Source organism: Nitrospira sp., from assembly GCA_005116745.1.
Classification (GTDB): domain Bacteria; phylum Nitrospirota; class Nitrospiria; order Nitrospirales; family Nitrospiraceae; genus Nitrospira_D.
Map to the genome: position 1 here is coordinate 186,298 of SWDS01000007.1, position 24,652 is coordinate 210,949.

Below are 24,652 nucleotides of genomic sequence, written 5' to 3' on the forward strand. Positions count from 1 at the left end.
GTTGTTTGGAGGATCGAAAACAGCCAGATGAACATCATGGTTCGAGGAGCGGGATCAGTGCCGTGTGGCCTTGCGTCTGGGCGAAATCTACCGGACGCTCTCCGGATGTCATTCTGGCATGCTTGGTCGCTCCATGCTGAAGCAGGAGGGTGATGAGCTCCTGATCGCCTCGATAGGCCGCCACATGCAAGAGTGTGACGTCCCCGATTCCTGCCCTGGTGTTCGCATCCGCTCCGTTCTTCAATAAGAGAGCCACCACCTCCCGCTGTCCTTCTTGTGCCGCGATGAAGATCGGGGTGACACCATCCTGCCTCATGGGATTCATGGCTGCTCCTCGTTCCAGTAGGAGCGCCACCACGTTCCGATGTCCATTCTTTGCTGCCAGGAAGAGCGGGGTCACGCCGCGCCCATCGGCCGCCTGAGCGCTAATACCTTGTCCAAGGAAAGTCTGTACTCGCAGCAGATTGCCCTCCGCGGCGGCCATTCGCAGCTTCTCCTCCGGCGCTGTCATGCAACTGCTTAACAGCACCAGTGGATAGAGGCCGAGTGCCCAGTGCGAGGCAACCGGCGTCATCCTATCGTCTCCTTTTTCTGTTGCCACAATTGACGAGTGTTGCGCCGAAGGCTGTTCGTGGTTGTCATGGCGTGTTCCGTTACACTGCCGAAACTTCACAGATTAACAGTGAGGTGAACTCTCGTTCTTTGGTAGACAATGGCTCTTCAATTGGGCTGATCTGGTTGGGATCCGTTGTCGTGTGTTCGAGAGGAAGGACATCGACGCAGCTCCTACGGTTTCAGGAGAGGAAAGAGTACGCGGTGGCTTTGTTCGCGAGCGATGTCAATCGGACGTTCACCAGATAATGTTTTTGCCCGTTTCTTCCCTCCCTGCTTGAGCAAAAGCTTCACGACTTCCAGATTGCCCTGATAGGCTCCCACGTGCAACGGGGTTTTGCCGTCTGCCGTCTGTGCGTTCACGTCTGCTCCTTTTTTCAGGAGGAGTGTCACCATGTCTCGATGGCCTGCCGCCACCGCAATGTGGAGTGGTGTGGCACCATCAGGTGCTGGCTGGTTGACTAGCGCACCCTGGGTGAGTAACAGAGCGACCACGTCCCGATGGTCATTTTGTGTGGCGAGCAAGAGCGGTGTGGCATGGTTTCGTGCTTTCCGATTGATCGCCGCGCCTTGCTTCAGGAGGAGCGCGACGATTTCTCGATGACCGTTTTGTGCAGCGACATGAAGCGGGGTCACACCATTGTGGACGGCTTGGGTCACGAGAGCGCTTTTTTCGAGTAACAGCCTCGCAACGTCGAGATGACCGTTCTGTGCGGCGACAAGCAGTGGTGTTGCCCCATCTGTCATGGTCTGGTTCACGACTGCGCCTGCATTCACGAGGAGCGACACGGTTGCGACATGACCATGCTGGGCTGCGACGAAGAGTGGCGTCGAGCCATCAGGCAAGGTCAGATTCACGGCGGCTCCCTGTCGAATCAGCAGCTCGACCACATCGTGATGGCCTTTCTGTGCGGCCATGAACAGTGCCGTGACCCCGTCTTCCGCAACGTGATTCGCATCGGCTTTGTGTTGGAGTAAAAGCGCCACGATCTCTCGATGGCCGTTCTGTGCGGCGATGAACAGTGGCGTCACACCGATGTTGGTGGCCTGATTCACCGCTGCCCCGTTATTCAGCAAGAGCGCGGCCACTGCCGAATGACCATTCTGTGCCGCAATGTAGAGCGGGGTGGCTCCGTCGCTGGTGGCGCGATTGACCGGAGCGGATTTGCGCAGCAAGAGCGTGACCACGTCGCGATACCCATTCCAGGCTGCGGCATGCAGCGCGGTCGTCCCCTGCTCATTAGCAGCTTGGACGTTCGCTCCTTCGTCAAACAGGGTCTTGATCTGGGTGAGATTGCCATCTCTTGCGGCGATCAGAAGTTTCTCATCTACGGGGCGCATGGCCAGGAGCAGCGGCAGCAGGGCACAGAGGACGCAGAGTCTTATCCATCGCGAGATCATGTCAGTCTCCAATTTGGTGCGAGTAGGTGCCGGGGATTATGAACCGATCCAATGGCGTCCTTCCAGTCTTTCATGCCATTGCGGAGAGCCTGGCACGCCGATACACAAACTAGGTTCCATGGAAGTGACTGGGTGTTATCCGGCCAATGCCGGGTAGTCGCTGTAACCGTCTGAGCCGCCTCCGTAGAGGCGATCGTAGTTGACGTCGTTGAGTGGAGCCTGTTTGGCAAAGCGTTCGACCAGATCTGGATTCGCAATGTACGGCCGTCCGTAGACAATCGCATCAGCTGCTCCACTTGCAATCGTCGATTCGCCGGTCTCACGGGTATAGCTTCCGTTGGTCATCAATGCCCCCTGGAAATGTTTGCGGGCGATTGCCAAGATGGCTCGCTCTTCAGGCAATGCGTGGTTCTCGTGCCGAATTTCCAGAAACGCGATCGCACGCCGATTTAATTCCTGTGCGACATAGGTCACCAGAGCTTCGGGCTGGCTATCCCCCATATCATTGAAAGGGACCAGCGGTGATATGCGCACGGCGACACGTCCGGCGCCCCAGACGCCGATGGCGGCATCAGTTACCTCCAGCAGGAATCGAGCACGGTTGGGAACAGAGCCTCCGTAGGCATCCGTGCGCGCATTCACGCCGTCGCGCAGAAAGTTATCGATCAGATAGCCGTGCGCACCATGGATTTGCACCCCATCAAATCCGGCCAGCTGTGCGTTCTGCGCGGCAGATTTGAACATCTCCACATAGCGTGGGATTTCGTCAGTGCGGAGCGCCCGAGGGATTTCGTAGGGCTTGGCACCCTGCGGGGTATGGGTCGTTTCATTGCGGATCGCCTTGGCACTGCTCGAAACTGGCTGCTCACCCTCATTCAACAGCGAATGCGCGGCACGGCCTGGATGCCAAATCTGCATGAAGATCCGGCCACCCTTGGCATGTACCGTATCTGTCACGCGTCTCCAACCGGCTACGTGCGCGGGGCTGTAAATCCCGCCCTCCCCCATGAAGGCGCAGGCGTGGGCATCGACCATCGTGCATTCCGTCATGATGAGTCCGCTCGACGCGCGTTGGGAGTAATAGTCCATCATCATGTCGTTGGGAATGTGGGTGGCCCCGGCCCGCACACGGGTGAGGGGAGCCATGACGATGCGGTTGGGCAAGAGGATGTCTCCAACTTGGAGCGGGGTAAACAATGTGGGCATGGGTGGTCCTTTGCGTAACGGGTGAATCGTGAGTGGGAGAACTTATAAGTGAGATGGTGGGGGAGTCAAGGCACGAATCGCTATTCTTGGAGCCTTCGGCGAAGCCGATCCGTCAGCTCTTCATACACAGATCGACGGTGACCCACGGCCATCAGGCGAATGATTCGTCTCTTCTGATCAACGCCATAGACGATGCGAAACCGGCGAACGCGATATTTCCGTAGTCCGTCCAGCTCACGTTTGAGCGGCTCTCCACATTCGGGATCAGCTGCAATGGCACGAATGGCTGACTTGGAGGAGATGTGGTCGTCCGTCAGTAGAGAATACTGCGGCATCGCATGGCGAAGTGGAGCTAGCGGATGAGCTTATCGTATTCTGAGTGCGTGCCGATCCAGAACCAGACGATTCCATCCGCTGCCGCGACTCCGACCGCTCGATAATGAAGCCCGACGCGAGCAGACCAGAAGCGCCCCACCATCTTGAAATGCAAGGACGGATGCTGCGGGTTGGCTTTGAGAAGCTCAAATGCTTTATCGGCTTGTTCACGGATTGGGGCGGGGAGTGTGTTGTAGCAGGACCAAAAATCGGGAGAAGCGTGGTGGTTCAACGTTTAGTCGATTGGCCGGAGGTGTGAGCACGAAGCGCCTTGTCGGCCATCCCATCAAGCCTGCCGGCCTTCACGTCGGCTTCGAACTGACGGTCCCATGCCTCGGCATCAAACGCGGTGTACCAGGAGCGGAATGCTGCGAGTTCAGCGGGGGAAAGCTCTTCAATCTGTTGTTCGATCGCTTCAACTTTGCTCATACATCACCCTGGTGCCAAGTATACCAACGTCAGGAGCAGGTGTCAGCTACTTCAGGTTACAGTGTCATGCGCAGGGGACGAACAGCCGGAGCATTTTCAGCTACATCATGCACAATATTCGTTTTACACATACCTCCTTGAAAGCGGCTCTGACATTCGAACGGTTCAGGCGTTGTTAGGCCATCGCGATGTCACAACGACGATGATCTATACGCATGTCCTTCATCGAGGGCTGTCCGGTGTCCGCAGTCGGTTGGATGGGATGTGAACCCAATACGGGAAGAATGTTATGTAGATCCGTATAAGACCCCGTGATAAATGGGCCCGTAGCCGCAATTCATTGAACGAGTGTGGATTATGGCGTATTGTTCGCGAACGGTCGCTGCGTGTTATACGGACAGGAACCGGTCGATCCGGTTCTTATGCGGATCGGCCTAAACATAAACATAGTTAGGCGTCACAAATGCAACTTCCCTACTCCGTCGGACTCAGTGAGCACGGCTCACGCATGCGAGCTGCTCATTCCACAATGTCCGCAGCTACCTTCGAGGCAGCATCAGGGGAATTAACTGACATTCTTGAAGCTTATCGCCTAGTGATTGAGATCATTACATCAGCAGCGTCACGAACACAGGGGACCTACCAGCGCAGTAGCGCCGATACAGCTCAAATCGAGGGTGTTCTTTCCGGGTTCATCGTAGGTTTAACCCTAGTTGAATGCGCGATTCTCTCTGGCTATACGGCCCAGGCCGCCGCGTTAGTAAGACAAGAACTAGAAGCAGTAGCGGCACTTGAAGAAATAAAAATAGGACGTCGCATCGACGGGAAGACTCCGAACATTCGCCACCTCCCGGACATTCCAGGGCGCGTCTACTCCGAACTCAGTGAACTGACTCACTTTTCTCGATCGTCGGCGCTTCGATTGGTCGGGCAATATAGGGGCGAGGACCCAGATGCGCCAGAGAATACTGAACAGTGGCTACTATCTCCGCAGCATGTACCAAACACGACCAAGCAACTATTTGCGTTGCATACAGTACTTCTCTTGCATTTTGCGCTACATCAGTCAGCACACTACGCGTCGCTCCAAGGTACAACGTCAGCAGCCCAAGACGCACCAGAGTTTCAGCAAGCAGTCAAAATTCTTAAGCACGCTGGCGTCATCGAGAGTGACGCCTAACCAAGCGCTCAAGCTGAGGGGGAAAAATGGGGTCATTGCTTGATTTTACATCTGATTATCGCCTGGGATTGTTGTGGTGTAGGACAAAATATAGGGCCAGGCTGCATTTCTGATGAGTGACCCAATTAGAGATAGGGGTTAGCAATTTCGAGGATGATTGAAGGGGGCGGACCCCACTGATTTGTCCCAGACGATAGGTGGATTGATATGGGAAAGGGGTTTGCTGGTTGGCATAGGAACCTATGAGACATGGTCCCGTCGTCACGATTCATTGAGACAACAGCATGGGCCATTGTTCACGAACCGCGCTCAGAAATTACACTCTGAGCCCAATGGTAATTGAATCCGCATTGGTCTCGGGTGTCCAGCGGTCATACAAAGACCCCGCCCCAGGTATTTCTTCGACCCATTTACTTCTTGAGCGCATGCGGCCAGGACGTAAAGAGCCGCCACGCGCCACAAAACGGTTCTGAGCTCGCCCGCTATATCCTAATCATGCCCTTGCGAGACCATGGCGAACCTGCTATTGTCTATACAACTGCAATACAGCAAGAGGTGCGATGGTGAGTTCGTCATCCCTGCTTCGGAACGCCAGGCCGGTTAATGTGCGAGAGGCGCAAGCACAGCTCTCGAAACTGATTCATTCGAAGTCTCCTTCCATGGTCCTTTCCCACGGCAAACCGGTGTCCTTCCTCGTGCCCTACGAGGACATGCTGGATTTGGTCGAGGCCCTTGATGAGTTGAAAGATAAGAAGTTACTGGGGGAAATCAAGCGAGCCCGCACAGAGTATGCACAGGGGAAAGCCGTTCCTGCTGAACGTCTCTTCAAGAAGATGGGGCTGTAGTTGCCCTACGAAGTCGTGTTTCCTAGTGAACGGATTGAGCACTCCTTTCAGAAGGCACTGGAGAAGATCCCCACCGATTACCGGGCATCCATCGTCGCCGCCATTCGGTCGCTCACTGCCAATCCGAGGCCCGAGGGGAAACGGACAAAACAACTCGCTGGCCAGCTCATCGTGTCCCAATTCACCGCACAATATCGCCTCCGCATCGGTCCCTATCGCCTGCTGTACGATGTGGACGACTCACGCCGGAAGGTCATTCTTCTGAAACTCGCCAAGAGAGACGAGCACACCTACAGCTGATGCCGCGTGCCAGGGCCATATCGGCCAAACACTTCACAACGGGTTGTTGGACTGGCAACAACATGGCCGGAATTGTTCGTGCTGATGTTAATGCCGGAAGAACTACAGGATGCTCAAAAAGGTCTACATCTAACCCGCCCAGCCCCGGTGCGCCAAGACGCACTGTTCCATGGGCAAGGCCGCAGCGAGCGAAGAGGCGAGGAGGTACATACCAAGATTCGCTTGAACCGCTCGCTTCGATCTCATGCGAGCGGATAGGTTCCTTGCATTCGCCTTCTCCACGCTGAGTCTCTGAGCGATGCGAGAACGCCGCTGGCGGACTTTTTGAGCATCCTGTATAGGGGTTACTGCACTCTGAATTTCTCGACCAGCTGGCGCAGCCGTTTCCGCTGGACTGGCCGCAGATTTAGGAACTCCACGCCGAACACCTGTCCTCGGACCCACCGAACGACAGCATAGTTAATGTGCATGCGCCAGTTATAGTTTGGGGAGAAGATCCATAGGTCGAGGCTCATGTCTGTCCGGACGGTGGTCTCGGACTCGGCTGCACATCCAGTGCTGGACAGGTCGAGGAGTGTCGCATCAGCCTCTACCAGGTCGGTGCTTGAAAAGAAGAGGCGGCAGTCCAATGGAATACGAGGAGAGGTTCGTAATTCTTTTTTGTCGGTGTGATCATCACCGCGCATGAGGCGTCCTCGCAAGATTTTGACTTCCTATAAATGAATCACCTCAGGCAGTTTCCCGCTATTGATTTCGCCCTTCTAGCATATCGACTTGGCCTGCCTCGCACAGTGTGTCTCACTTCTCTTCGATGAGATGAGGCTAGGCTTTGCCACGTGGCTTGGGTATAATCGGCCGAATTCTTTCCTCTCATCTTGTAGGAGATTCGCATGTCTGAAAAAGACGACAAGAAGCGCGCGCTCGACTTAGCCCTGTCCCAAATTGAGAAGCAGTATGGGAAGGGCGCCATCATGAAGCTGGGGACTGAGGAGAAAGTCGACGTACCGGCGATTTCCACTGGCTCGCTGGGACTCGACATCGCCCTCGGGGTCGGTGGGCTTCCACGAGGACGAGTGATTGAGATCTTTGGTCCGGAGGCGTCGGGCAAGACAACGATGACGCTGCATTGTATCGCTGAGGTGCAAAAAACGGGAGGTGTGGCCGCATTCATCGATGCCGAGCATGCGTTGGATGTGACCTATGCCAAGAAGCTGGGTGTGCAGGCTGATGATCTGCTGGTTTCGCAACCGGATACGGGTGAGCAGGCCTTGGAGATCGCCGAAACCTTGGTGCGAAGTGGCGCGATTGATTTGATTGTGGTCGATTCGGTCGCGGCGTTGACGCCTCGTGCAGAAATCGAAGGCGAAATGGGCGATGCCCATATGGGGCTTCAGGCACGGCTCATGTCACAGGCATTGAGGAAACTTACGGCGGCGATTGCGAAGTCGCTGACGACGGTGATCTTCATCAACCAAATTCGCATGAAGCTGGGCGTCATGTTCGGGAATCCAGAAACGACTACCGGCGGCAACGCACTCAAATTCTATTCATCCGTTCGCTTGGATATCCGCCGAATCGAATCCATCAAAGAAGGCCAGGAGGTGATGGGTAGCCGCGTTCGTGTCAAAGTGGTGAAAAATAAGATGGCGCCGCCGTTCCGCCAAGCAGAGTTCGATATCATGTTTGCTGAAGGGATTTCCAAGACCGGCGAACTGGTCGACATGGGGGTCGAGAAAAAGCTCATCGATAAGTCCGGTGCTTGGTATTCCTATAAGGGAGAACGGATTGGTCAGGGCCGTGATGCTGTGCGAGATTTCATGAAGAGTAATACGGCGATGGCTCATGAAGTCGAAATGAATCTGCGTGAACTGGCTGGGGTACCCGCGCGCGGCGAGAAAAAAGCAGACGTCAAAGACGACAAGAAGGACGACAAGAAGGACGACAAGAAGGACGAGAAGAAGGACGAGAAGGTGGCAGCACGCGGTGATGAAAGGCGGGCGAATCGATAAACCCCGGAGCATACGTCCTCGTATCAGAGCACGCGTGACGTCCGTGGATGATGTGGCTCGGCTTGCCGTTGGCTTTCTTGCGCGGAGGGATCGTACCGTTGCGCAAGTCCAGCAGTTTCTGATCTCGCACGGCGTGTCCTTGCTTCTGGCCAAGCAGACCATTCGTCGATTGTCCAATCTCCACTATCTCAACGATTCCGCCTATGCCCAGCGATGGGTGGAACGGAGGTTGGTCTCTCGGCCGATGGGACCAGCGCGGATCAAGGTGGAGTTGCAGGCCAAGGGAATCGCCGAAACGGTGGCGGACCGAGTGATTACCGACGTGTTTCATGATGTGGGGGAAGAACGAATGGCTCGTCGAGCGCTGAACGCCAGGCAGCGCCATGGCAGCCGGTTGACACCGGCGCAATCGGTGCGTCTCCTACGTCAGCGGGGTTTCGACGAAGAGACGATTGATCGTATTGTGATGGTCGCTTGCGATAGCGATGAAGGAATGGACGCATGACTCAGACTGCGCAGGAACTTAGGCAATCGTTCATCCGGTATTTTGAACAGCACGGCCATCAGGCCGTGCCCAGCTCGGCCTTGATTCCACAGGCAGACCCGACGCTGCTCTTTACCAACGCGGGGATGAATCAATTCAAGCGGGTCTTCCTTGGAGAGGAACCTCGTCCCTATACCCGAGCTGTGTCTGTGCAAAAGTGCCTGCGCGCCGGCGGCAAACACAACGATCTTGAAAACGTGGGGTACACCAGGCGGCACCACACGTTCTTTGAGATGCTCGGCAACTTTTCGTTCGGCGATTATTTCAAAGATGATGCCATCCGATTTGGATGGGAGTTTCTGACGCAGACGGTTGGGCTGCAGAAAGATCGGATGTGGGTGACGATCTTTCGCGAGGACGACGATGCGGAGAAGCTCTGGAAGAAGATCGGCGTCTCGCCGTCGCGCATTGTTCGGTGCGATGAAAAGGACAACTTCTGGCAGATGGCCGATACCGGTCCCTGCGGCCCCTGCTCGGAACTTCACTTCGACCAGGGTCCGTCCGTACCAGGCGACGACCGGCCGAACGGTGAGGGAGACCGGGTGATCGAGATCTGGAATCTCGTCTTCATGCAGTACAACCGTGACGCCTCCGGCACCCTTCATCCGCTGCCAAAACCAAGTATCGATACTGGGATGGGGCTTGAGCGGTTAGTCGCCGTGGCCCAGGGTGTCTCGAGTAATTACGACAGCGACCTCTTTACGCCGCTGCTTGCGGCGATCGCCGGACGGGCCGGCATCGAGTATGGCAAGCAGGACTCCTCGAACCGTTCGATGCGTGTGATCGCGGACCATTTGCGCGCCATTACGTTTTTGATGACGGATGGCATCCTGCCGTCGAACGAAGGGCGCGGGTATGTGTTGCGGCGGATCCTGCGCCGCGCGGCCCGTCATGGCCGGCTGCTCGGTATTGTCGAGCCCTTTCTGCACGAACTCGGTGCGACTGTCGTGGACCAGATGGCCGCCACTTACTCGGAAGTGCGCGCGGCATCCGGCACGATCGTCGAAGCGACGAAAGGCGAAGAGGAGCGGTTTATCGCGACGCTCGACCAGGGCTTGCCGATTTTGAACGACATGATCGAGCGGGCGAAGGCAGCGAGACAAACGGTGTTGGCAGGGGACGATGTCTTCAAACTCTATGACACCTACGGGTTCCCTATGGACTTGATCACCGAGGCCTGCCGGGAACAGGCCATGATGGTCGATGAACCTGGTTTTAATGCGGCAATCGACGAGCAGCGGACTCGTGCGCGCAAGACCGGTGGATTCGAACAGGAAACGGCCAGGCCGGCTGTCGCGGAGCTGGCCAAGCGGATCGGGGCGACGACTTTCGTCGGCTATGAGCATCTGGAAAGCGACGGCGTCTTGCGAGCGATTCTGAAAGGCGAGCAACTGGTGAAGGAAGCCGTCGAAGGGGAGACGGTCGAGCTGGCGCTGGATCTCACGCCCTTCTATGCCGAAGGCGGTGGGCAGGTCGGAGATCAGGGAATCTTGACGGGTCCTGAAGGGGTGGTCGATATCAAGGAGACGACGAGGCCGGCGCCGACGGTCATCTTGCACAAGGGAACGGTTCGCAAGGGGTGTATCCGAGAAGGTGAGCGCCTGCATATGACGGTGCATGCGTCCACGCGTCTGGATGCCGCGCGCAATCATACGGCGACGCATCTCGTCCATGCGGCTCTGCGTGATTTACTGGGGCCGCATGTGAAGCAGTATGGATCGCTGGTCGGACCCAACCGTCTTCGGTTTGACTTTGCCCATTTTCGACCGCTGTCGTCCCGCGACATCGACGACATTGAATCGACGGTGAATGAAGAAATTCGCAAGAACGAGACGGTGCGCACTCAGGTGATGAGTATTCAGGAGGCTGTGGCGAACGGCGCCCTGGCGTTCTTTGGCGACAAGTACGGTGAACAGGTCCGCGTGGTGACTGTGGAGTCGTTCAGCAAAGAACTGTGCGGCGGTACCCATTGCCGACAGACAGGTGACATCGGACTCTTCCGCATTGTTTCAGAAGGGGGCGTGGCGGCTGGTGTGCGCCGGATCGAAGCGCAGACGGGCACCGGTGCGTATGTCCTCATGAAGAAACTGGAAGCCGATGTTCGCGAGTTATCGGATCTGTTGAAGGCGGGGCAGTCCGAGCTGGTTGCTAAGACCCGCAAGCTGATGACACAGCTGAAGGACAAGGAGCGGGAACTGGATGAGTTGAAATTGAAAATGGCCAGCGGCGCCGCGATCGCCTCGACTGCCAGGACAGTCGCCGGGGTGGCGGTGCACGTGCAGCGGACGGATGGTCTGGATGGGAATGGTATGCGCGCGTTGGCGGATCAGCTCCGGGACAAGATGAAAAGTGGTGTCATCGCACTGGGCGCAGCGACCGGCGGTGACAAGGTCTCGTTGCTGGTTGTGGTGACGAAAGACTTGATTGGGACGATCAAAGCCGGTGAGCTCATCAAGGCTCTGGCCACCGAGGTGGGTGGAACCGGAGGCGGTAGGCCAGAAATGGCTCAGGCCGGGGGAAAGGATCCGGCCAAGCTCGACGCGGCGTTGGAAAAGGTTTTTAGCCTGGTTGAAACCACTCTCCAGCGGTAGAATCATGCCTAGTCGAATTCTTGCGCTCGATTACGGTACCAAACGAATCGGCGTCGCGCTCAGTGACGAATTAGGCTGGACGGCACAGCCATTAGAGACGATTGAGCGTCGGACGCTCGTGCGTGATCTCGCCCACATCGAACAGTTGGTGCAGGAACATGAGGTCAAGGAAGTCTTGATTGGGCTGCCGTTGCGGCTCAATGGTGAAGAAGGGCCGGCGGTGCAAGCGGTTCACGAGTTCATCGCCCATTTAGGAGAGGCCCTTTCGGTTTCGATCGTGACGTGGGACGAACGGATGACGACGAGGTCAGCGGAGGACCTCTTGATTGCCGCCGATGTCAGTCGCAGGAAGCGCAAAGGAGTGATCGATCGTGTGGCTGCCGCCATTTTGCTGCAGAGTTACCTTGAGTCTCACACTCCAGCGAAGACTCACGACGGTCAGACCTCTGCGGAGGAGATCGTAGAAGAGTGGGGGGAGTCTCTCCAGGATAGTTCAGCCTATGACGCTTCGTCTCATCCTCATCGTGGTCCTCGTGATCGTCGTACTCACCGGATTGGCCGGGTACCAGATGATTCGATGGGCTGAGGCGCCGGTCGTGTCCAATTCGGATCGCGCTCCACAGAAAGTTGTGGTCATTCCCGAAGGCGCGACGTTTCAACAAGCTGCGACTGTGCTTGAGCGGGAGCAGCTGATCAGGAGCCGTTCCGCGTTTCTGTTGCTGGGGAAGGCCCAAGACGCTGACCGAAAAATTCATCCTGGAGAATATGAGCTCAATGCAGCCATGGCTCCGGCGGACATCCTTTCGAAGCTGGTCCTTGGCCGAGTGGTCCTTCATCCCGTCATGATTCCCGAAGGCTATACATTCAATCAAATCGCCGATGTGCTCGCTGAGCATCGGATTACGGACCGTGCGGAGTTCATCAGGCTGGCCACTGACAAGTCCTTTCTGAAGACTCTTGGGATCTCAGCTGAAACGGTAGAAGGGTATCTCTATCCCGATACGTATCGATTGACTCGTCCGACAACCGCCAAAGAGGTCATGCGAGTCATGGTTGGCCAGCTTGCTCAGGTGATGACCCAAGAATGGCAGGCACGGGCCAAAGACATTCACTTGACGGCCCATGAAGTGTTGACCTTGGCGTCAGTGATCGAAAAAGAAACTGGTGCGAGTGAAGAACGCCCTCACATCTCGTCCGTGTTTCATAACCGACTAAAGAAACGCATTCCGCTGCAGAGCGATCCAACCGTCATCTACGGCTTGCCAAATTTCGATGGAAACCTTCACAAAAAAGATTTGTCCCACCCCAGTCCGTACAATACGTATCGGTGGGCCGGTTTGCCCCCCGGGCCGATTGCCAATCCTGGGGCACAGTCGATCCGTGCCGCCCTGTATCCCGTGCCTTCCGCGTATCTCTATTTCGTCTCGAAGAACGACGGAACGCATCAGTTTTCCGCGACACTCGTGGAACATAACAGAGCGGTGGAAAAGTACCAGAAGCGCCCCTTCCGGCGAGGCAATCGTTCGCAGACCTTGATGTCTCCCGATGGCAGACAGACACACGACGAAGAAGGAGTTTCGTAAACGATGCCAGGATGGAATCTCTCGGTGCTGATCGACCATACGATCTTGAGGCCAGACGCGACGAAAGTCGAGGTGCTTCAGTTATGCCAAGAGGCGAAGGCGAAAAGGTTCACGGTGATTTTTGTTCCACCCTGCTACATTGATGAGGCGGTGGCGGCGGTGGCTGGCACCAGCATTCGCGTCGGCATCCCCATCGGCTTTCCATTAGGATGGCATAGCATACAGACGAAAGTGGCTGAAGCGGTTGACGCAGTGGCTCACGGCGCGCAGGTTTTGGACATGGTCCTGAATGTCAGCCGACTAAAATCAGGCGATCACGACTATGTGCGGACGGATATCGCAGAGGTCGTGCAAGCGACCCCGAACGTCGAGCACAAAGTCATCCTCGAAACGTGCTATTTGACGCAGCAGGAGAAACGGTCGGCGTGCAATTTAGTCATCGAAGCCGGTGCGGATTATGTGAAGACCTCGACCGGATTTGGGGCCGCTGGCGCAACGGTGGAGGATGTCCGACTCCTGAAAGAGACTGTCGCAGGACGGGTGAAGGTGAAGGCATCGGGTGGCATTCGCGATTGGAAGACCACGCTGGCGATGCTCGAGGCCGGAGCTGATAGAATCGGAACCAGTGCCAGTCTCAAAATCCTCGACGAGTGGTGGATGGCCATCTACAAACGCACATAGCACCATGAAAGATAGGCCGTGAATTCCTCTGCTCTCGGTGGGGATTGTCCGGCCTAACAGTTAGGATATCTCTCTCCTAGGTCCTTCTGGGCCCAGCTTTCAGTCCCATACGCCCCTATGTCAGGCCTACGGTGAATTGAGTATAGTGCACGGATGATCAAACGAGTCATTCTTCTCATCATCGATGGGTTGGGAGTCGGGGCGTTACCCGATGCGGTCGACTATGGCGATGCTGATGCAAACACCCTCATGCATCTGGCTGAGACGGTCGACGGCCTGAGTGTGCCCAATTTGGAGATGCTGGGTCTAGGGCAGATTACTCCGATCAAGGGCGTACGGACCATGGTCCAGCCGAACGGATCTTTTGGCCGACTGGGATTTGCTTCGCCGGGTAAAGATTCGGTTGTCGGATACTGGGAAGTCAGTGGGGTGATTCAGAAAGAAGCCGCGAAGGTCTGCAGCTCTGGCGTCCCGACCAAGGTCGTTGATGTCGTGGAACAGCTCTTAGGCAGAAAGTCGATCGGCCGAGGTCTCTCGCCCATGGGGGTGATGCTCCGCCGACATAGTATGGAGCATATGGCGACCGGAGCGCCTATTCTATGGACGGACGGATGGAATACGTGTTGTATTGCCATGCATGAATCACTCATGGCCCCGGTGGAATTCCAACAGCGATGTCGCGAGATTCGGAAAGCGGTGAAGGATGCGGGGATGCTCATCCGTGTCGTCGGGCAGCCGGTCAGCGGTGGGCATGATGTGCTTCGGCCTCAAGTTGGGCGCAAGGACTATGTGAGCGAACCGCCGGGTGTGACGATGTTGGATGTCTTGAGCCGCTCCGGCCAGATCGCGATGGGGGTCGGAAAGGTCTATGACCTCTTCAGCGGGCGCGGGTTTACCAAGGCCCTCTCGGTAGCCTCGGCGATGGTGGCGGTGGATGAAGTGATCGGCATGTTGAATAAGATGCCTCGCGGTCTCATCTGTGCCAGTCTGGATCTGCTGTCGGAAGATGCTGGACAGTCGGCCACTGCCCTGCAAGAATGTGATCGCCGCCTGCCAGATTTGTTCGAGAAGTTGCGCCTCGGCGATATGGTGATCGTAACGGGTGATCATGGACGAGATTTCTCATTACCGGGACGGACCTCCACTCGAGAGTATGTGCCGGTCTTCGTGACCGGCCCCAAGTTGGCCCAAGGCGTCGATTTGGGAAGTCGATCAACCGCCGCCGATGTGGGGCAGACCATTGTGGAGGCGCTTCAAGCCGAACGATTGCCGATTGGTGAGAGTTTCTTGGATGCGCTCAGACTAGGGTAATAGCAATGGGTGAGGAGTAGGGGGCAGGCGAGCGATGTCGTATGAACAGAAGTTAACACAGCTGGGTCTTGCATTGCCGGCTCCTCCAAAGCCCGTTGCGAACTATGTGCCGGTCGTTAGGACGGGTGACTTGTTGTTTCTCTCCGGTGTGTTACCCTCGCGAGATGGCCAACTCATCATGACGGGCAAACTTGGACAGAATTTGTCCATCGAGCAAGGGATGGAAGCGGCACGAGTGGCGGTGTTGAATGGGTTAAGTATCATTCAACAGGAAGCCGGTTCTCTCGATCGGGTGAAGCGGATCGTGAAAATGGTCGGCCATATCGCCTCTGCACCTGGGTTTACGGATCAACCGCAAGTGCTTAACGGCGCATCAGATTTGCTCGTGTCACTATTCGGAGACGCAGGCCGGCATGCTCGTGTTGCCGTCGGTGCCGCTGAACTTCCCCGCCAGGCTCCCGTGGAAATTGAATTGATCGTGGAACTTACCAGGTAGTCCTGCTGTCGGCTCTACCCGCGCGTGATAGTCGGTTTCATAGACACATTTTCACCTATTTCCTCGTTGCACCAGCGCACATCTCGCTGCTCCCCTTTCTGGCATAGGATCACCTCAATCGAAGAATCCCTTTAGAAATAATGCAGTGAGTCCGATAAGAGGATGACGGCCGGCAGACTCTCCTGCTGCAGTCGTTCGGTTGAGATAATTCGCAACCGCTTGGAATATAAACAAATTGTCAGGGAACTAAGATTGATGAAACGAGTGGTCCTCCATGAGCTGTTGCCAGACATGGTTCTGGTAAGACCGGTGACGAATGCTAATGGACTCCCCATTGTGGCGGCTGGAACGATCTTGGATGCCGCGATGATCGAACGACTTCGACAGATGAAGTTGGTTTCGGTCTATGTGGAGGGCGATGCCCTGGATTCAGGCGGAAAAACCATGGCGGAACTTGAAGTCGAACTGGAGCATCGATTTCGACAGGTCGTTCAAGATCCCATTCAGCAACTGATCCTCCGGACTCTCCGCACGCATGTGCGTGCCACTCATGGCATGGTCTCCGTGACCCAGCCACCTCAGGCAACATGACGAGCTTCAATCCGACAGACCTGCGCAATAGGATTGAGAAGCTCGGGGACCTTCCCACGCTTCCTCATGTCGTGCAACGGCTTGCCGCCATGATCGGTCGGCCAACTGTCTCGACTGAGGAGATCGGCTCCATCATCGAAAAGGATCAAGTGCTCGCGGCGAAAGTTCTGAGGCTCGCCAATTCACCGTTTTACGGGTTTCCCTCCCGTATTGGTTCGGTCACCCACGCCGTGATCGTGCTGGGCTTTAATGTGGTCAAGGGGCTGACGCTCTGTGCCTCGGCTCTCAGCATCATGAAAGAGGCCGGCATGGATCAGTTGTGGCGACATTCTCTGGGCGTGGCCATTACCGCCAATCTCCTGGCTACCAGGCTGGAGATCAAGAATCCTGAAGAACTTTTCGTCTCAGGCCTGCTCCATGACATCGGGAAAGTCGTGCTCTACGTCAAATGGTCTGATGTGGGAGACAGCATCAAAGGTACGCTGAAAACTAGAGCCGACTGTTCACTCTTCGAAGTCGAGCAGGAACTCACGGGCCTCTCTCATGCGGATATCGGGGGCTGCCTGGCAAACGCTTGGCATTTGCCGGTCACGCTCCGCGAGCCGATCCTCTTCCACCATGACCCGACCCTCGCGAAGGAAGCCAAGCTGCAGACAGCCATCGTCCATGTGGCCGATATCTTAGTCAAAGGGCTGGCCTGTGGAAACCCGGGAGATGATCTGATTCCACCGCTGTCGAGGGCGGCCTGGGATATGGTCGGACTCGATGAGCCGCGGCTGGCGGAATGCATCGACAAGGCAGCAAACGAGTTCTCGACCATTGACGACTATTTATGAACCGCTCTATGGCAGGCCGGAGAATTCTGCTCCTCCACCACGAGCTCACTCCTGCCCTAACGATGACCGCCGCATTGGAGAAGGCCGGTTTCCAGGTTGTGGAAGGCAATCTACCCGATCTCGCGCTGCATGAACTTGTCCACGATCCACCCTGTCTCATTCTGGCTGCCGAAGGAACCGGGGGCCATTCAGTGGAAACACTCACACGAAATCTCAAACTCGATGCGTTCCTGGGTCGCCTGCCTCTCATCGTGTTCGTCCGGGACTGCCGACTCAACGATATTGACTGGAGTGCATTGGGAGTGGACGATTTCATCACGATCCCCTATCGTGTGGAAGACGTCGTGCATCGTATACGCCTCTGTCTCAGTCGTCTGACCCGTTCGCTCGATGCGAATCCGCTCACCCGCCTTCCGGGTAATACCACCATCCTGTTTGAAACGACCTCCAGGATTCAAAGCAAACAGCCCTTTGCGCTTGCCTACGTTGACATCGACAATTTCAAGTCTTTCAACGATCGTTATGGCTATGGACGTGGAGACGAAGTGCTCATCGTGGCCTGTCGCATCCTCACGACGGTGGTGGGAGAACTGGCTGGCCCGGAAGGGTTTGTCGGTCATGTTGGGGGAGACGATTTTGTCTTCATGAGTCGGCCGCAGACCATCGATGCGATCTGCCAAACCGTCATCAAACGATTTGATCTCGTGATTCCTGATTTCTACGACCGTGAAGATCGCCTCAAGGGTTACATCGATTCCGTGGATCGTCGGGGAAATAAAGAACAGTTCCCGATCATGAGTCTTTCAATTGCCGTCGTCACCAATGAGCGGTCCCAGATTGCCCATCCCGGCGACGTGAGCAAGATTGCCTCGGAACTGAAGAAACGAGCCAAGGCCTTGAAAGGCAGCGTCTATGTCAAAGACCAGCGAGGCCAGGCCGTCGATGCGTTCTCCACCTCGACAGATCCCCCCCAGCATCCCGCCTCGCACACTTGACTCTTAAAAAAAACGCTTGTTAAAGTCGGTTATGCCTTTGATGTGGTCCCAAGCTTGTCTCCCTCCTTCCCAGTAGGCTATCGATGAATCGAGTTGTCATCACGGTACTCTTGCTCTCGTGTGTCATCCCCGTTGGGGGAACGATCTCTCTCTCTCATGCCGGGAAGACGGGTATTGAGCTGTCCACTCGGTCTGTGACGCCTGGCGCGACGTTGGTGCTGAGTGGAAAAGGATTTGGCACGTTCAAGTCAACCCAATTCAATAGGGTCACTGTGAATGGGGTATCGGCGTTGGTCCAGCGATGGGACCGGGAAGTGATCGAGGTCAAGGTTCCCTTCAAGGCGACCAGTGGGTTTGTCGAGGTGCTGATCGGAAAGAAGAAATTGCTCGCCGGATTTGTGAATCTCGAGATGCCACGGATCGAGACCATCACGCCGGCGGAAGCGGAACGGGGGATGACTCTTCAGATCACCGGTCATCATTTTGGTCTCTCGGCTGGCGCGCGCGATCCGAATACCATGTTCGGTGTCAATGATGTGCTAGTTGGCGGGGTGGTAGTGCGTCCCAAGCGGTGGAGAGATGACAAGATTGAGCTTGAAATTCCGACGAACGCGGTGAGCGGGGATGTGGTAGTCCGACTGGCCTCTTCTGATCCGCTTCCGGACGGATCATGTTGTGCTTCGGTTGAGTATGCCGTGAGCAATGCTATTCCGCTGACCCTGATTCCGTCCATTCGAGTGGACCCGGTCAGTGGACCGGTTGGTACGAAAGTGGTCTTATTCGGCCAGGGGTTTGGGAATACCAAGGAGCTGATGGATGATGCGGTCCTGATCGGGGGACGGCCGGTGACCATTGATCAATGGAAAGACGACATCATTGTCTTCCATGTCCCGCTCGATGCGGAGTCGGGTCCGCTTGTGCTGAAATATCAAGGACGGGAACGGGTGCTCGCACCGTTTACGGTTCACGTTCCTCGCGTCATTTCCATGAGTCCTGCCAGCGCGCCCATTGGGACCTTGTTGCGTATTAACGGTGAGCACTTTGGGTTTTACTCAGAAGGCGGGGCGACGCCCTACAACTTCATGGATTTCAATACTGGTGAGAATCGCGTCGAAATCGGCGGGGTGCCGGCGGTGATCTATCGCTGGAACGACGACCGAATCGATGTGTGGGTGCCGTTCAGTGCGAAAAGTGGCAAGGTCGTGGTGTATCGGAGCGCCAACACCCCAAACATCGGCGGGCTTTGTTGTGCCGAGCGGGGTACCCTCGCCATCGAGGCCGGGGACTTCACGCTCGTGACGCCGGTTATTGAGTCGTATGCCCCTCAAGCCGCCGGGTTGGATGCCACGGTGACGATCAAAGGCCGAGGGTTCGGCACGTTTCTCAAGACCGCTGAACATGCCGATTTGGGATTGAATCAGAAAGCCTACAAACGGCGAGCTGATGTCGAAATCAACGAACCAGGCGAAAGTCAAAATGTCATCTCCAACGTCTCGCGGACTGAAGTGTTGTTTAACGGCGCCGCCGCGCTGGTTCAGTCGTGGACCGATGAGGAGATTGTCGTGAAGGTCCCACACCGCAACCTCTACGGGATTGGGAAGAAGGGTGAGTTTTTTGATAATCTGGCGACCGGCCCGTTGGTCGTGCGCCGGGGATCATGGGATCTGCTGCTTGATGGAACGTGTTGTTCACCGAAGAAGTGGATCACGCTTGAAGCCGGACCGTTTACCATCGAAGCAACAGGGCTTCCTGATACAGGCTACTGGAACAACAACAGGCCTGACGCGAGTACCAATCAATAATGCTGGTGTGTTTTTCTCTCGGTCGTGCTCATCGTCGGAACAGTGTCGCGACACTGTTGTTCCTGCTCGGTATGATTGTTCTGCTTCCTCAATCAGCCGAGAGCACAGACTCCAACAATTTCGTCACCGCCCAGGCGAGTAACACAAAATCAACCTTGATGAGTATTCAATTCCCTACACCCCAGAATGGGTGGGTGGTAGGAACTGGAGGCACCACCCTGAAAACCACCGATGGCGGGAAGAAATGGAAGCGGGTGGTGAGCGGAACGTCTACGTTGTTAACGTCGGTATTTTTTGCCGACTCCTTGAAAGGATGGGTGACGGGAGCTGGGGGATTTCTGAGCCGCACGACGAATGGGGGAGAGTCCTGGCTTCCACAACACCTGGATACTCAGCAGGCATTGTACGCAGTCTACTTCACGTCCTCAGATGTCGGATGGGTGGTCGGGGGAGCCGGCACGATCCTTCGTACGACGGATGGCGGCCAGCATTGGGCGGAACAGGCGAGCGGCACGACGGCGACGCTCTATGCGGCGCACTTCCTCAATGACCAGCAAGGCACGGTTGTCGGAGCCTTGGGTACTGTCCTTTCGACGGACGATGGGGGCGCCACCTGGACTTCGCAAGAAACACAGCACGCGGTGACCTTGTTCGATGTCTTTTTCACCGATTCCACGACCGGTTGGGCGGTCGGAAATGCGGGAGCTTTATTTCAGACGACGGATCGTGGAGCCAAATGGGTTGATCTGACCTTACCCTGCGGAACGACCTGTACGAGGCTTACGGATTTGTTAAAAGTGCGTTTCACCAACCCGCAAGAAGGCTGGATCGTCGGCGAGCGTGGGATGCTCTATCGGACGAATGACGCAGGTCTTACCTGGAGCGAGGGGAAATCGATCGCCTCATCCTCGCTCTTTGGCCTCAGTTTTCCAGACGCCATGCATGGGTGGGCGAGCGGCGAAAACGGGACCATCGTCCATCTGCAGCCGGGCCGGTAGGTTTTTCTCCACTCTTGTCATTTCTTCTCCCATAACAAATCACGAAAACTCGCATTTGGATGCCCCGCCCGGCAGGGCGGGGATGAAAAATGCGTGCTGCCGAAGGCAGCAAGAATCCGGTAGAGTCGTGGCATGGCCATCAGGCGAGGCAGCCACTGTGTGTACGACACCCGCTACCATGTGGTCTGGGCTCCCAAGTATCGGAAATGGGTGTTGCAGGGGGCGATTCGGGAGCGAGTGCGGGAGTTGTTTTGCGAGATTGCCGCGCATCATGGATTTGAGATGGAGGAACTGGAGGTCGACAAGGATCAGGTCCATCTGTTTCTGAGTTTTCCACCGCGGTACTCGATCAGTGCCGTGGTGGGGCGGCTGAAAGCGGTCAGCGCCAAGGAGATTCGGGAAGAGTTTCCGGAGGTTCGGAAGCAGTTGTGGGGCGGGGAGTTTTGGGAGGATGGCTATTTTGTCCGGACGGTGGGGGATAAGGTGACCGCCGAGGTCATCCGGAAGTACATTCGGTTTTATGAGGCGAAGAAGCGAGGAGTTGACCAATTAGACCTCTTCTAGAAAGCCCCGCCTGGAAGGGCGGGGTTCTTTACTCTTTGTCGTCGTCGCAGTCGCTCTGATGGCTTCGTGGCTTATTGCAGTACTGTTCTCGCCTTTAATTGGAACGATGGTTCTGTCGACACAACGTGAAAATAAACATGCGGAACAAGCGGTTTCCTACCATGTGTTCCATCGCATTCTTCTCTATAGCCTGCGCCATCCAAAGGGAATAATTGCAGTGACAGGTGGCCTATTGTGTCTTTCGCTGGCCTTGCTGCCGTTGGTTCCTAACCAATTTTTCCTTTCTTCCGATCGTCCCGAATTGATCGTCGATTTGCGTCTAAAGCAGGATGCGTCGATTTACGCGGCCGACAAGGTTTCACAAAGACTTGACGAGATTCTTCGCGATCACAAGGATATCGACCATTGGAGCTCGTACGTCGGTCGGGGCGCCGTTCGGTTCTATTTGCCGCTCAACGTTCAACTAGACAACGAGTTTTTCACCGAAACAGTGGTCGTCACGAATGATCTTGACGCGCGCGAACGCGTACGGGCGTATCTCGAAAACGCGCTACAGCAAAAATTTCCAGAAGTCATCGAACGCATTTACCCACTTGAATTGGGGCCTCCTGTCGGGTGGCCGATCCAGTATCGTGTCAGCGGAGAAGGAAATGCCAAGGTTCGTGACATCGCCGACAAAGTCGCGGGTATGTTGGCGGCTAATCCTGGTTTGAACAACATCAATTTCAACTGGATGGAACCGATCCAGAAATTCAAAATTCAAGTGCACCAGGATGAGGCGAGGCTCTTAGGCCTCACCTCATCGGATGTTGCACAGGCGATCAACATTGTGGTGTCCGGCGAAACCGCCACGCAAATTCGCGATGATATTTACCTGATCAATGTTGTGGCCAGGGCCCAAGAAACGGAACGGATGTCATTGGATCGAATGCGAGTGCTGGAAATTCCGCTACCCAACGGGAAAACAGTGCCGCTGTCAGAACTTGCCAGCGTCAATTACGAGCAGGATTTCCCCCTGATCTGGCGCAGAGGCAGATTGCCGACGCTTACGGTGCAAGCAGATGTTACACACGGCGTCATGCCGGCGACAGTCATGGAACAGATGTATGCAGCGATCTCGTTCCTTCGACAACAGCTTCCTTCGGGGTATGAAATAGCCGTGGGTGGGAGCGTTGAGGAGAGCATGAAATCGCAGGTATCGGTCGCCGCAGTTTTTCCGATTACAATTGTGCTGATGATCACGGTACTCATGGTTCAAATGCAGAATATCAGCCGTCTTGTTCTTGTTCTCAGTGTCGCGCCGCTCGGCGTCATCGGTGTTGTCCTGGCACTGCTTGCCGTGCAGAAGCCCATGGGGTTTGTCGCGTTGCTGGGAGTCATTGCGCTTGTCGGCATGATCGTGCGCAACTCGGTCATACTTGTGCACCAAATTCAAGTCGAGCAAGAAGCAGGTCGCTCTGATTGGTCGGCCGTTGTTGAAGCGACACTGTTGCGTGTTCGCCCGATCATGCTAACTGCGGTGGCCGCTATTCTGGGTATGATGCCCATTGCCTCGACTGTCTTCTGGGGCCCCATGGCTGCTGCGATTATGGGGGGGGCTGACCGTGGCAACCATGCTTACTCTGATTTTTCTGCCGTCGCTGTATGTTGTGTGGTTTCGGATTCGCGAAGAGGCGTCAAAACCTATAGAGGTAGCTGTGTCATGACACACTGTGAATTGAAGCTTGTAGTGCACCACTGCCGGTCTGGGCGAAGACTACTGTCGGCATTGAGGGGAACGAAACGGGACAGGGTGCAGTATGTACGCACAGAGGAGGTGCCCCATGCGTCAGGGGGGCGGTCATTTCGTAGGTATTGCAACGCTCCTGGAGCTTGACACGGTCAGTCGCGGCTATTTCATCGGTGCCAATTTTACCATAAATACGCCGACCCCTCTCGTAATAGTCACCTGCCCAGCCCGGCTCAACCGACCCACTTCCTGAAAGAGATCGTTCCAGGTGAGATCGGGACATTGTGTCACGAAGCGGTCAAAGTCACACTCCGGCGAGTCTTTGAGCATGGCCATGATACGGTCGGTGATCGGTCTGTTGGTAGTCATCGGCGACTCCTCTTGTGTAATGGTGGCGTCTGGTGATGGACGGAGTGTCCGACGGGGAGACCCCTGGGATCAATCCCGTTGAGAATCGGCCGAATACGCGAGGGATAAGACAATCGGCCTGCTGAAACGTCGTAGGTCTATGCTACGCGGTAGACAACTGGTCCGTCAAGCGAGTTCGCGGGCCTACAGACTTGCGATGTTCTTCGCACGCCGGAGCAATGGGACAGATGCTCGTCTCTGGTTTGGCTCCAGCACGGAGTCGCTCGTGGTGTCAGCTCTTCAATCGCTGTAATTCAAGGTGGAGAGTCTGCGTCCCATCTGCAATCCAGATATGCCCGTCCTGGATTGTCCATTCTAACTGCATGGTAGGTTTTGTCATTGCAGCCAGGGCATGAACGTTTTCCATGGGGAGCAGCGTCACCGTAAGGTTCTTCAGCCGGTCGAGCGACGGGCCTTGGTTTGCCCACCAGACTTCGGCGCTGCGGGCTCCATAGGCATAGACGATGACTTGTTTGGAGCGGCCGCACGCCTGGCGCAGGGTCTTCTCGTCGGGCTGGCCGATCTCGATCCAGCAGTTGATGCTCCCGGTCAAATCACGTTGCCACAGTGCCGGCTCATCTTCGGTGCCTACCCCGCGGCCGAATGACAAGGCTTCATCCGCATGGAGCGCGAAGGCGAGCACTCGTACCATCATGCGTTCTTCCGTCTCAGATGGATGGCGCGCAAGTGTGAGCGCATGATCCTGGAAGTGCTGGCGATCCATATCGGCGATCTGCAGCAGAGCTTTATAGATGGTTGCGTTGGAAGCCATCGTTCCAGGGTGGGCGCTAGGGGAGTTCCGCCACAAACATCTGTTCAACTCGCTTGCGCGCCCACGGTGTCTTACGCAGGAACGTCAGGCTCGACTGGAGTGTGGGATGATGGCGGAAACAGCGGATGGGCACGCGGGCACCCAATGTTGCCCATCCGTGTCGTGCGACCAAAGTCGTGACAATGGTTTCTAAGGTGATCCCGTGCAAGGGATCGCGAGGATGGGTTATGGCATGCGGCTGGTTCATAGCTGAACTGGACCTGAGTGGATGCAGAGTACCGATTGCGGCTGAATTCCACAAGTGGGCTACGCGGACGCGGCGGGCAAGATCGGAGCCGAATCGATGATCAACACGAGGGCCAGTGGGAGGCAGGAGAGCATCTAAGAACGCGCA

At 56.0% G+C, this 24,652-nt stretch carries 29 protein-coding genes; 19 read left to right on the top strand and 10 right to left on the bottom strand.

What is annotated here, in order from left to right; translation table 11 throughout:
• Nucleotides 1-34 precede the first annotated feature (34 nt).
• The 6 genes from E8D52_11680 to E8D52_11705 form a co-directional block, all read right to left on the bottom strand.
• Nucleotides 35-574, bottom strand: coding sequence for an ankyrin repeat domain-containing protein (locus E8D52_11680; protein ID TKB67917.1), 540 nt, complete (start codon nt 572-574; stop codon nt 35-37).
• A gap of 212 nt (nt 575-786) precedes the next feature.
• Nucleotides 787-2,013, bottom strand: coding sequence for a hypothetical protein (locus E8D52_11685; protein TKB67918.1), 1,227 nt, complete (start codon nt 2,011-2,013; stop codon nt 787-789).
• Between the two features lie 135 nt (nt 2,014-2,148).
• Nucleotides 2,149-3,219, bottom strand: coding sequence for an alkene reductase (locus E8D52_11690; protein TKB67919.1), 1,071 nt, complete (start codon nt 3,217-3,219; stop codon nt 2,149-2,151).
• A gap of 80 nt (nt 3,220-3,299) precedes the next feature.
• On the bottom strand, nt 3,300-3,554 hold the full coding sequence (locus E8D52_11695; protein TKB67920.1) for a cytotoxin: 255 nt from the start codon (nt 3,552-3,554) through the stop codon (nt 3,300-3,302).
• Nucleotides 3,555-3,571: 17 nt separating this feature from the next.
• Nucleotides 3,572-3,826 (bottom strand): hypothetical protein, encoded by a 255-nt coding sequence (locus E8D52_11700; GenBank protein TKB67921.1) that lies wholly within the window; start codon nt 3,824-3,826, stop codon nt 3,572-3,574.
• Entirely contained in the window at nt 3,823-4,023 is a 201-nt protein-coding gene (locus tag E8D52_11705; GenBank protein ID TKB67922.1) for a hypothetical protein, read from the bottom strand. The genes E8D52_11700 and E8D52_11705 overlap by 4 nt, the downstream gene beginning before the upstream one ends.
• On the opposite strand from E8D52_11705, the gene E8D52_11710 reads away from it, so the two are divergent.
• From E8D52_11710 to E8D52_11725, 4 genes are all read left to right on the top strand, one after another.
• Nucleotides 3,944-4,291, top strand: coding sequence for a hypothetical protein (locus E8D52_11710; protein TKB67923.1), 348 nt, complete (start codon nt 3,944-3,946; stop codon nt 4,289-4,291). The genes E8D52_11705 and E8D52_11710 overlap by 80 nt on opposite strands.
• Before the next feature lie 195 nt (nt 4,292-4,486).
• Nucleotides 4,487-5,203 (top strand): hypothetical protein, encoded by a 717-nt coding sequence (locus E8D52_11715; GenBank protein ID TKB67924.1) that lies wholly within the window; start codon nt 4,487-4,489, stop codon nt 5,201-5,203.
• 560 nt (nt 5,204-5,763) lie between these two features.
• Nucleotides 5,764-6,048 carry a hypothetical protein gene (locus E8D52_11720; protein ID TKB67925.1) on the top strand — a complete coding sequence of 95 codons (285 nt, stop codon included), beginning with the start codon at nt 5,764-5,766 and terminating at the stop codon, nt 6,046-6,048.
• Nucleotides 6,049-6,348 carry a type II toxin-antitoxin system RelE/ParE family toxin gene (locus tag E8D52_11725; protein ID TKB67926.1) on the top strand — a complete coding sequence of 100 codons (300 nt, stop codon included), beginning with the start codon at nt 6,049-6,051 and terminating at the stop codon, nt 6,346-6,348.
• A 344-nt stretch (nt 6,349-6,692) separates the two neighbouring features.
• Here the strand turns inward: E8D52_11725 and E8D52_11730 are convergent, their stop codons facing one another.
• Nucleotides 6,693-7,034, bottom strand: a complete 342-nt coding sequence (locus tag E8D52_11730; protein ID TKB67927.1) for a PilZ domain-containing protein — start codon at nt 7,032-7,034, stop codon at nt 6,693-6,695.
• Between the two features lie 204 nt (nt 7,035-7,238).
• Between E8D52_11730 and recA the strand changes: the two genes are divergently transcribed.
• The 15 genes from recA to E8D52_11805 all read left to right on the top strand — a co-directional run bounded on the left by recA (nt 7,239) and on the right by E8D52_11805 (nt 23,225).
• The gene (recA, locus tag E8D52_11735; GenBank protein TKB67928.1) at nt 7,239-8,357 is read left to right on the top strand and encodes a recombinase RecA; all 1,119 of its coding nucleotides are present in this window, start codon (nt 7,239-7,241) and stop codon (nt 8,355-8,357) included.
• Nucleotides 8,335-8,862, top strand: a complete 528-nt coding sequence (locus tag E8D52_11740) for a RecX family transcriptional regulator (protein ID TKB67929.1) — start codon at nt 8,335-8,337, stop codon at nt 8,860-8,862. Before recA ends, E8D52_11740 begins: the two co-directional genes overlap by 23 nt.
• Nucleotides 8,859-11,492 (top strand): alanine--tRNA ligase, encoded by a 2,634-nt coding sequence (gene alaS, locus E8D52_11745; protein TKB67930.1) that lies wholly within the window; start codon nt 8,859-8,861, stop codon nt 11,490-11,492. Before E8D52_11740 ends, alaS begins: the two co-directional genes overlap by 4 nt.
• 4 nt (nt 11,493-11,496) lie before the next feature.
• Complete coding sequence (ruvX, locus tag E8D52_11750; GenBank protein ID TKB67931.1) at nt 11,497-12,078, top strand: Holliday junction resolvase RuvX; 582 nt, start codon at nt 11,497-11,499, stop codon at nt 12,076-12,078.
• The gene (gene mltG / locus E8D52_11755; protein ID TKB67932.1) at nt 11,993-13,075 is read left to right on the top strand and encodes an endolytic transglycosylase MltG; all 1,083 of its coding nucleotides are present in this window, start codon (nt 11,993-11,995) and stop codon (nt 13,073-13,075) included. Before ruvX ends, mltG begins: the two co-directional genes overlap by 86 nt.
• Nucleotides 13,076-13,078: 3 nt before the next feature.
• Entirely contained in the window at nt 13,079-13,756 is a 678-nt protein-coding gene (gene deoC, locus E8D52_11760) for a deoxyribose-phosphate aldolase (GenBank protein ID TKB67933.1), read from the top strand.
• Between the two features lie 153 nt (nt 13,757-13,909).
• Nucleotides 13,910-15,067, top strand: a complete 1,158-nt coding sequence (locus tag E8D52_11765) for a phosphopentomutase (GenBank protein TKB67934.1) — start codon at nt 13,910-13,912, stop codon at nt 15,065-15,067.
• Between the two features lie 34 nt (nt 15,068-15,101).
• Nucleotides 15,102-15,563 carry a RidA family protein gene (locus E8D52_11770; GenBank protein ID TKB67935.1) on the top strand — a complete coding sequence of 154 codons (462 nt, stop codon included), beginning with the start codon at nt 15,102-15,104 and terminating at the stop codon, nt 15,561-15,563.
• A 255-nt stretch (nt 15,564-15,818) separates the two neighbouring features.
• Nucleotides 15,819-16,154, top strand: coding sequence for a hypothetical protein (locus tag E8D52_11775; GenBank protein TKB67936.1), 336 nt, complete (start codon nt 15,819-15,821; stop codon nt 16,152-16,154).
• Nucleotides 16,151-16,990 carry an HDOD domain-containing protein gene (locus E8D52_11780; GenBank protein TKB67937.1) on the top strand — a complete coding sequence of 280 codons (840 nt, stop codon included), beginning with the start codon at nt 16,151-16,153 and terminating at the stop codon, nt 16,988-16,990. The genes E8D52_11775 and E8D52_11780 overlap by 4 nt, the downstream gene beginning before the upstream one ends.
• Nucleotides 16,987-17,985, top strand: a complete 999-nt coding sequence (locus E8D52_11785) for a diguanylate cyclase (protein TKB67938.1) — start codon at nt 16,987-16,989, stop codon at nt 17,983-17,985. Before E8D52_11780 ends, E8D52_11785 begins: the two co-directional genes overlap by 4 nt.
• An 83-nt stretch (nt 17,986-18,068) precedes the next feature.
• Nucleotides 18,069-19,787 carry a hypothetical protein gene (locus E8D52_11790; GenBank protein TKB67939.1) on the top strand — a complete coding sequence of 573 codons (1,719 nt, stop codon included), beginning with the start codon at nt 18,069-18,071 and terminating at the stop codon, nt 19,785-19,787.
• Nucleotides 19,787-20,785, top strand: a complete 999-nt coding sequence (locus E8D52_11795; protein TKB67940.1) for a hypothetical protein — start codon at nt 19,787-19,789, stop codon at nt 20,783-20,785. The genes E8D52_11790 and E8D52_11795 overlap by 1 nt, the downstream gene beginning before the upstream one ends.
• A gap of 132 nt (nt 20,786-20,917) precedes the next feature.
• Nucleotides 20,918-21,349 carry an IS200/IS605 family transposase gene (gene tnpA, locus E8D52_11800; protein ID TKB67941.1) on the top strand — a complete coding sequence of 144 codons (432 nt, stop codon included), beginning with the start codon at nt 20,918-20,920 and terminating at the stop codon, nt 21,347-21,349.
• Nucleotides 21,350-21,407: 58 nt separating this feature from the next.
• The gene (locus E8D52_11805; GenBank protein ID TKB67942.1) at nt 21,408-23,225 is read left to right on the top strand and encodes an efflux RND transporter permease subunit; all 1,818 of its coding nucleotides are present in this window, start codon (nt 21,408-21,410) and stop codon (nt 23,223-23,225) included.
• Between the two features lie 15 nt (nt 23,226-23,240).
• On the opposite strand, the gene E8D52_11810 is transcribed toward E8D52_11805, so the two are convergent.
• From E8D52_11810 to E8D52_11820, 3 genes are all read right to left on the bottom strand, one after another.
• On the bottom strand, nt 23,241-23,447 hold the full coding sequence (locus E8D52_11810; GenBank protein TKB67943.1) for a hypothetical protein: 207 nt from the start codon (nt 23,445-23,447) through the stop codon (nt 23,241-23,243).
• A gap of 271 nt (nt 23,448-23,718) precedes the next feature.
• Entirely contained in the window at nt 23,719-24,258 is a 540-nt protein-coding gene (locus E8D52_11815; protein TKB67944.1) for a YaeQ family protein, read from the bottom strand.
• Between the two features lie 16 nt (nt 24,259-24,274).
• Entirely contained in the window at nt 24,275-24,505 is a 231-nt protein-coding gene (locus tag E8D52_11820; protein ID TKB67945.1) for a DUF2132 domain-containing protein, read from the bottom strand.
• Between the last annotated feature and the right edge of the window lie 147 nt (nt 24,506-24,652).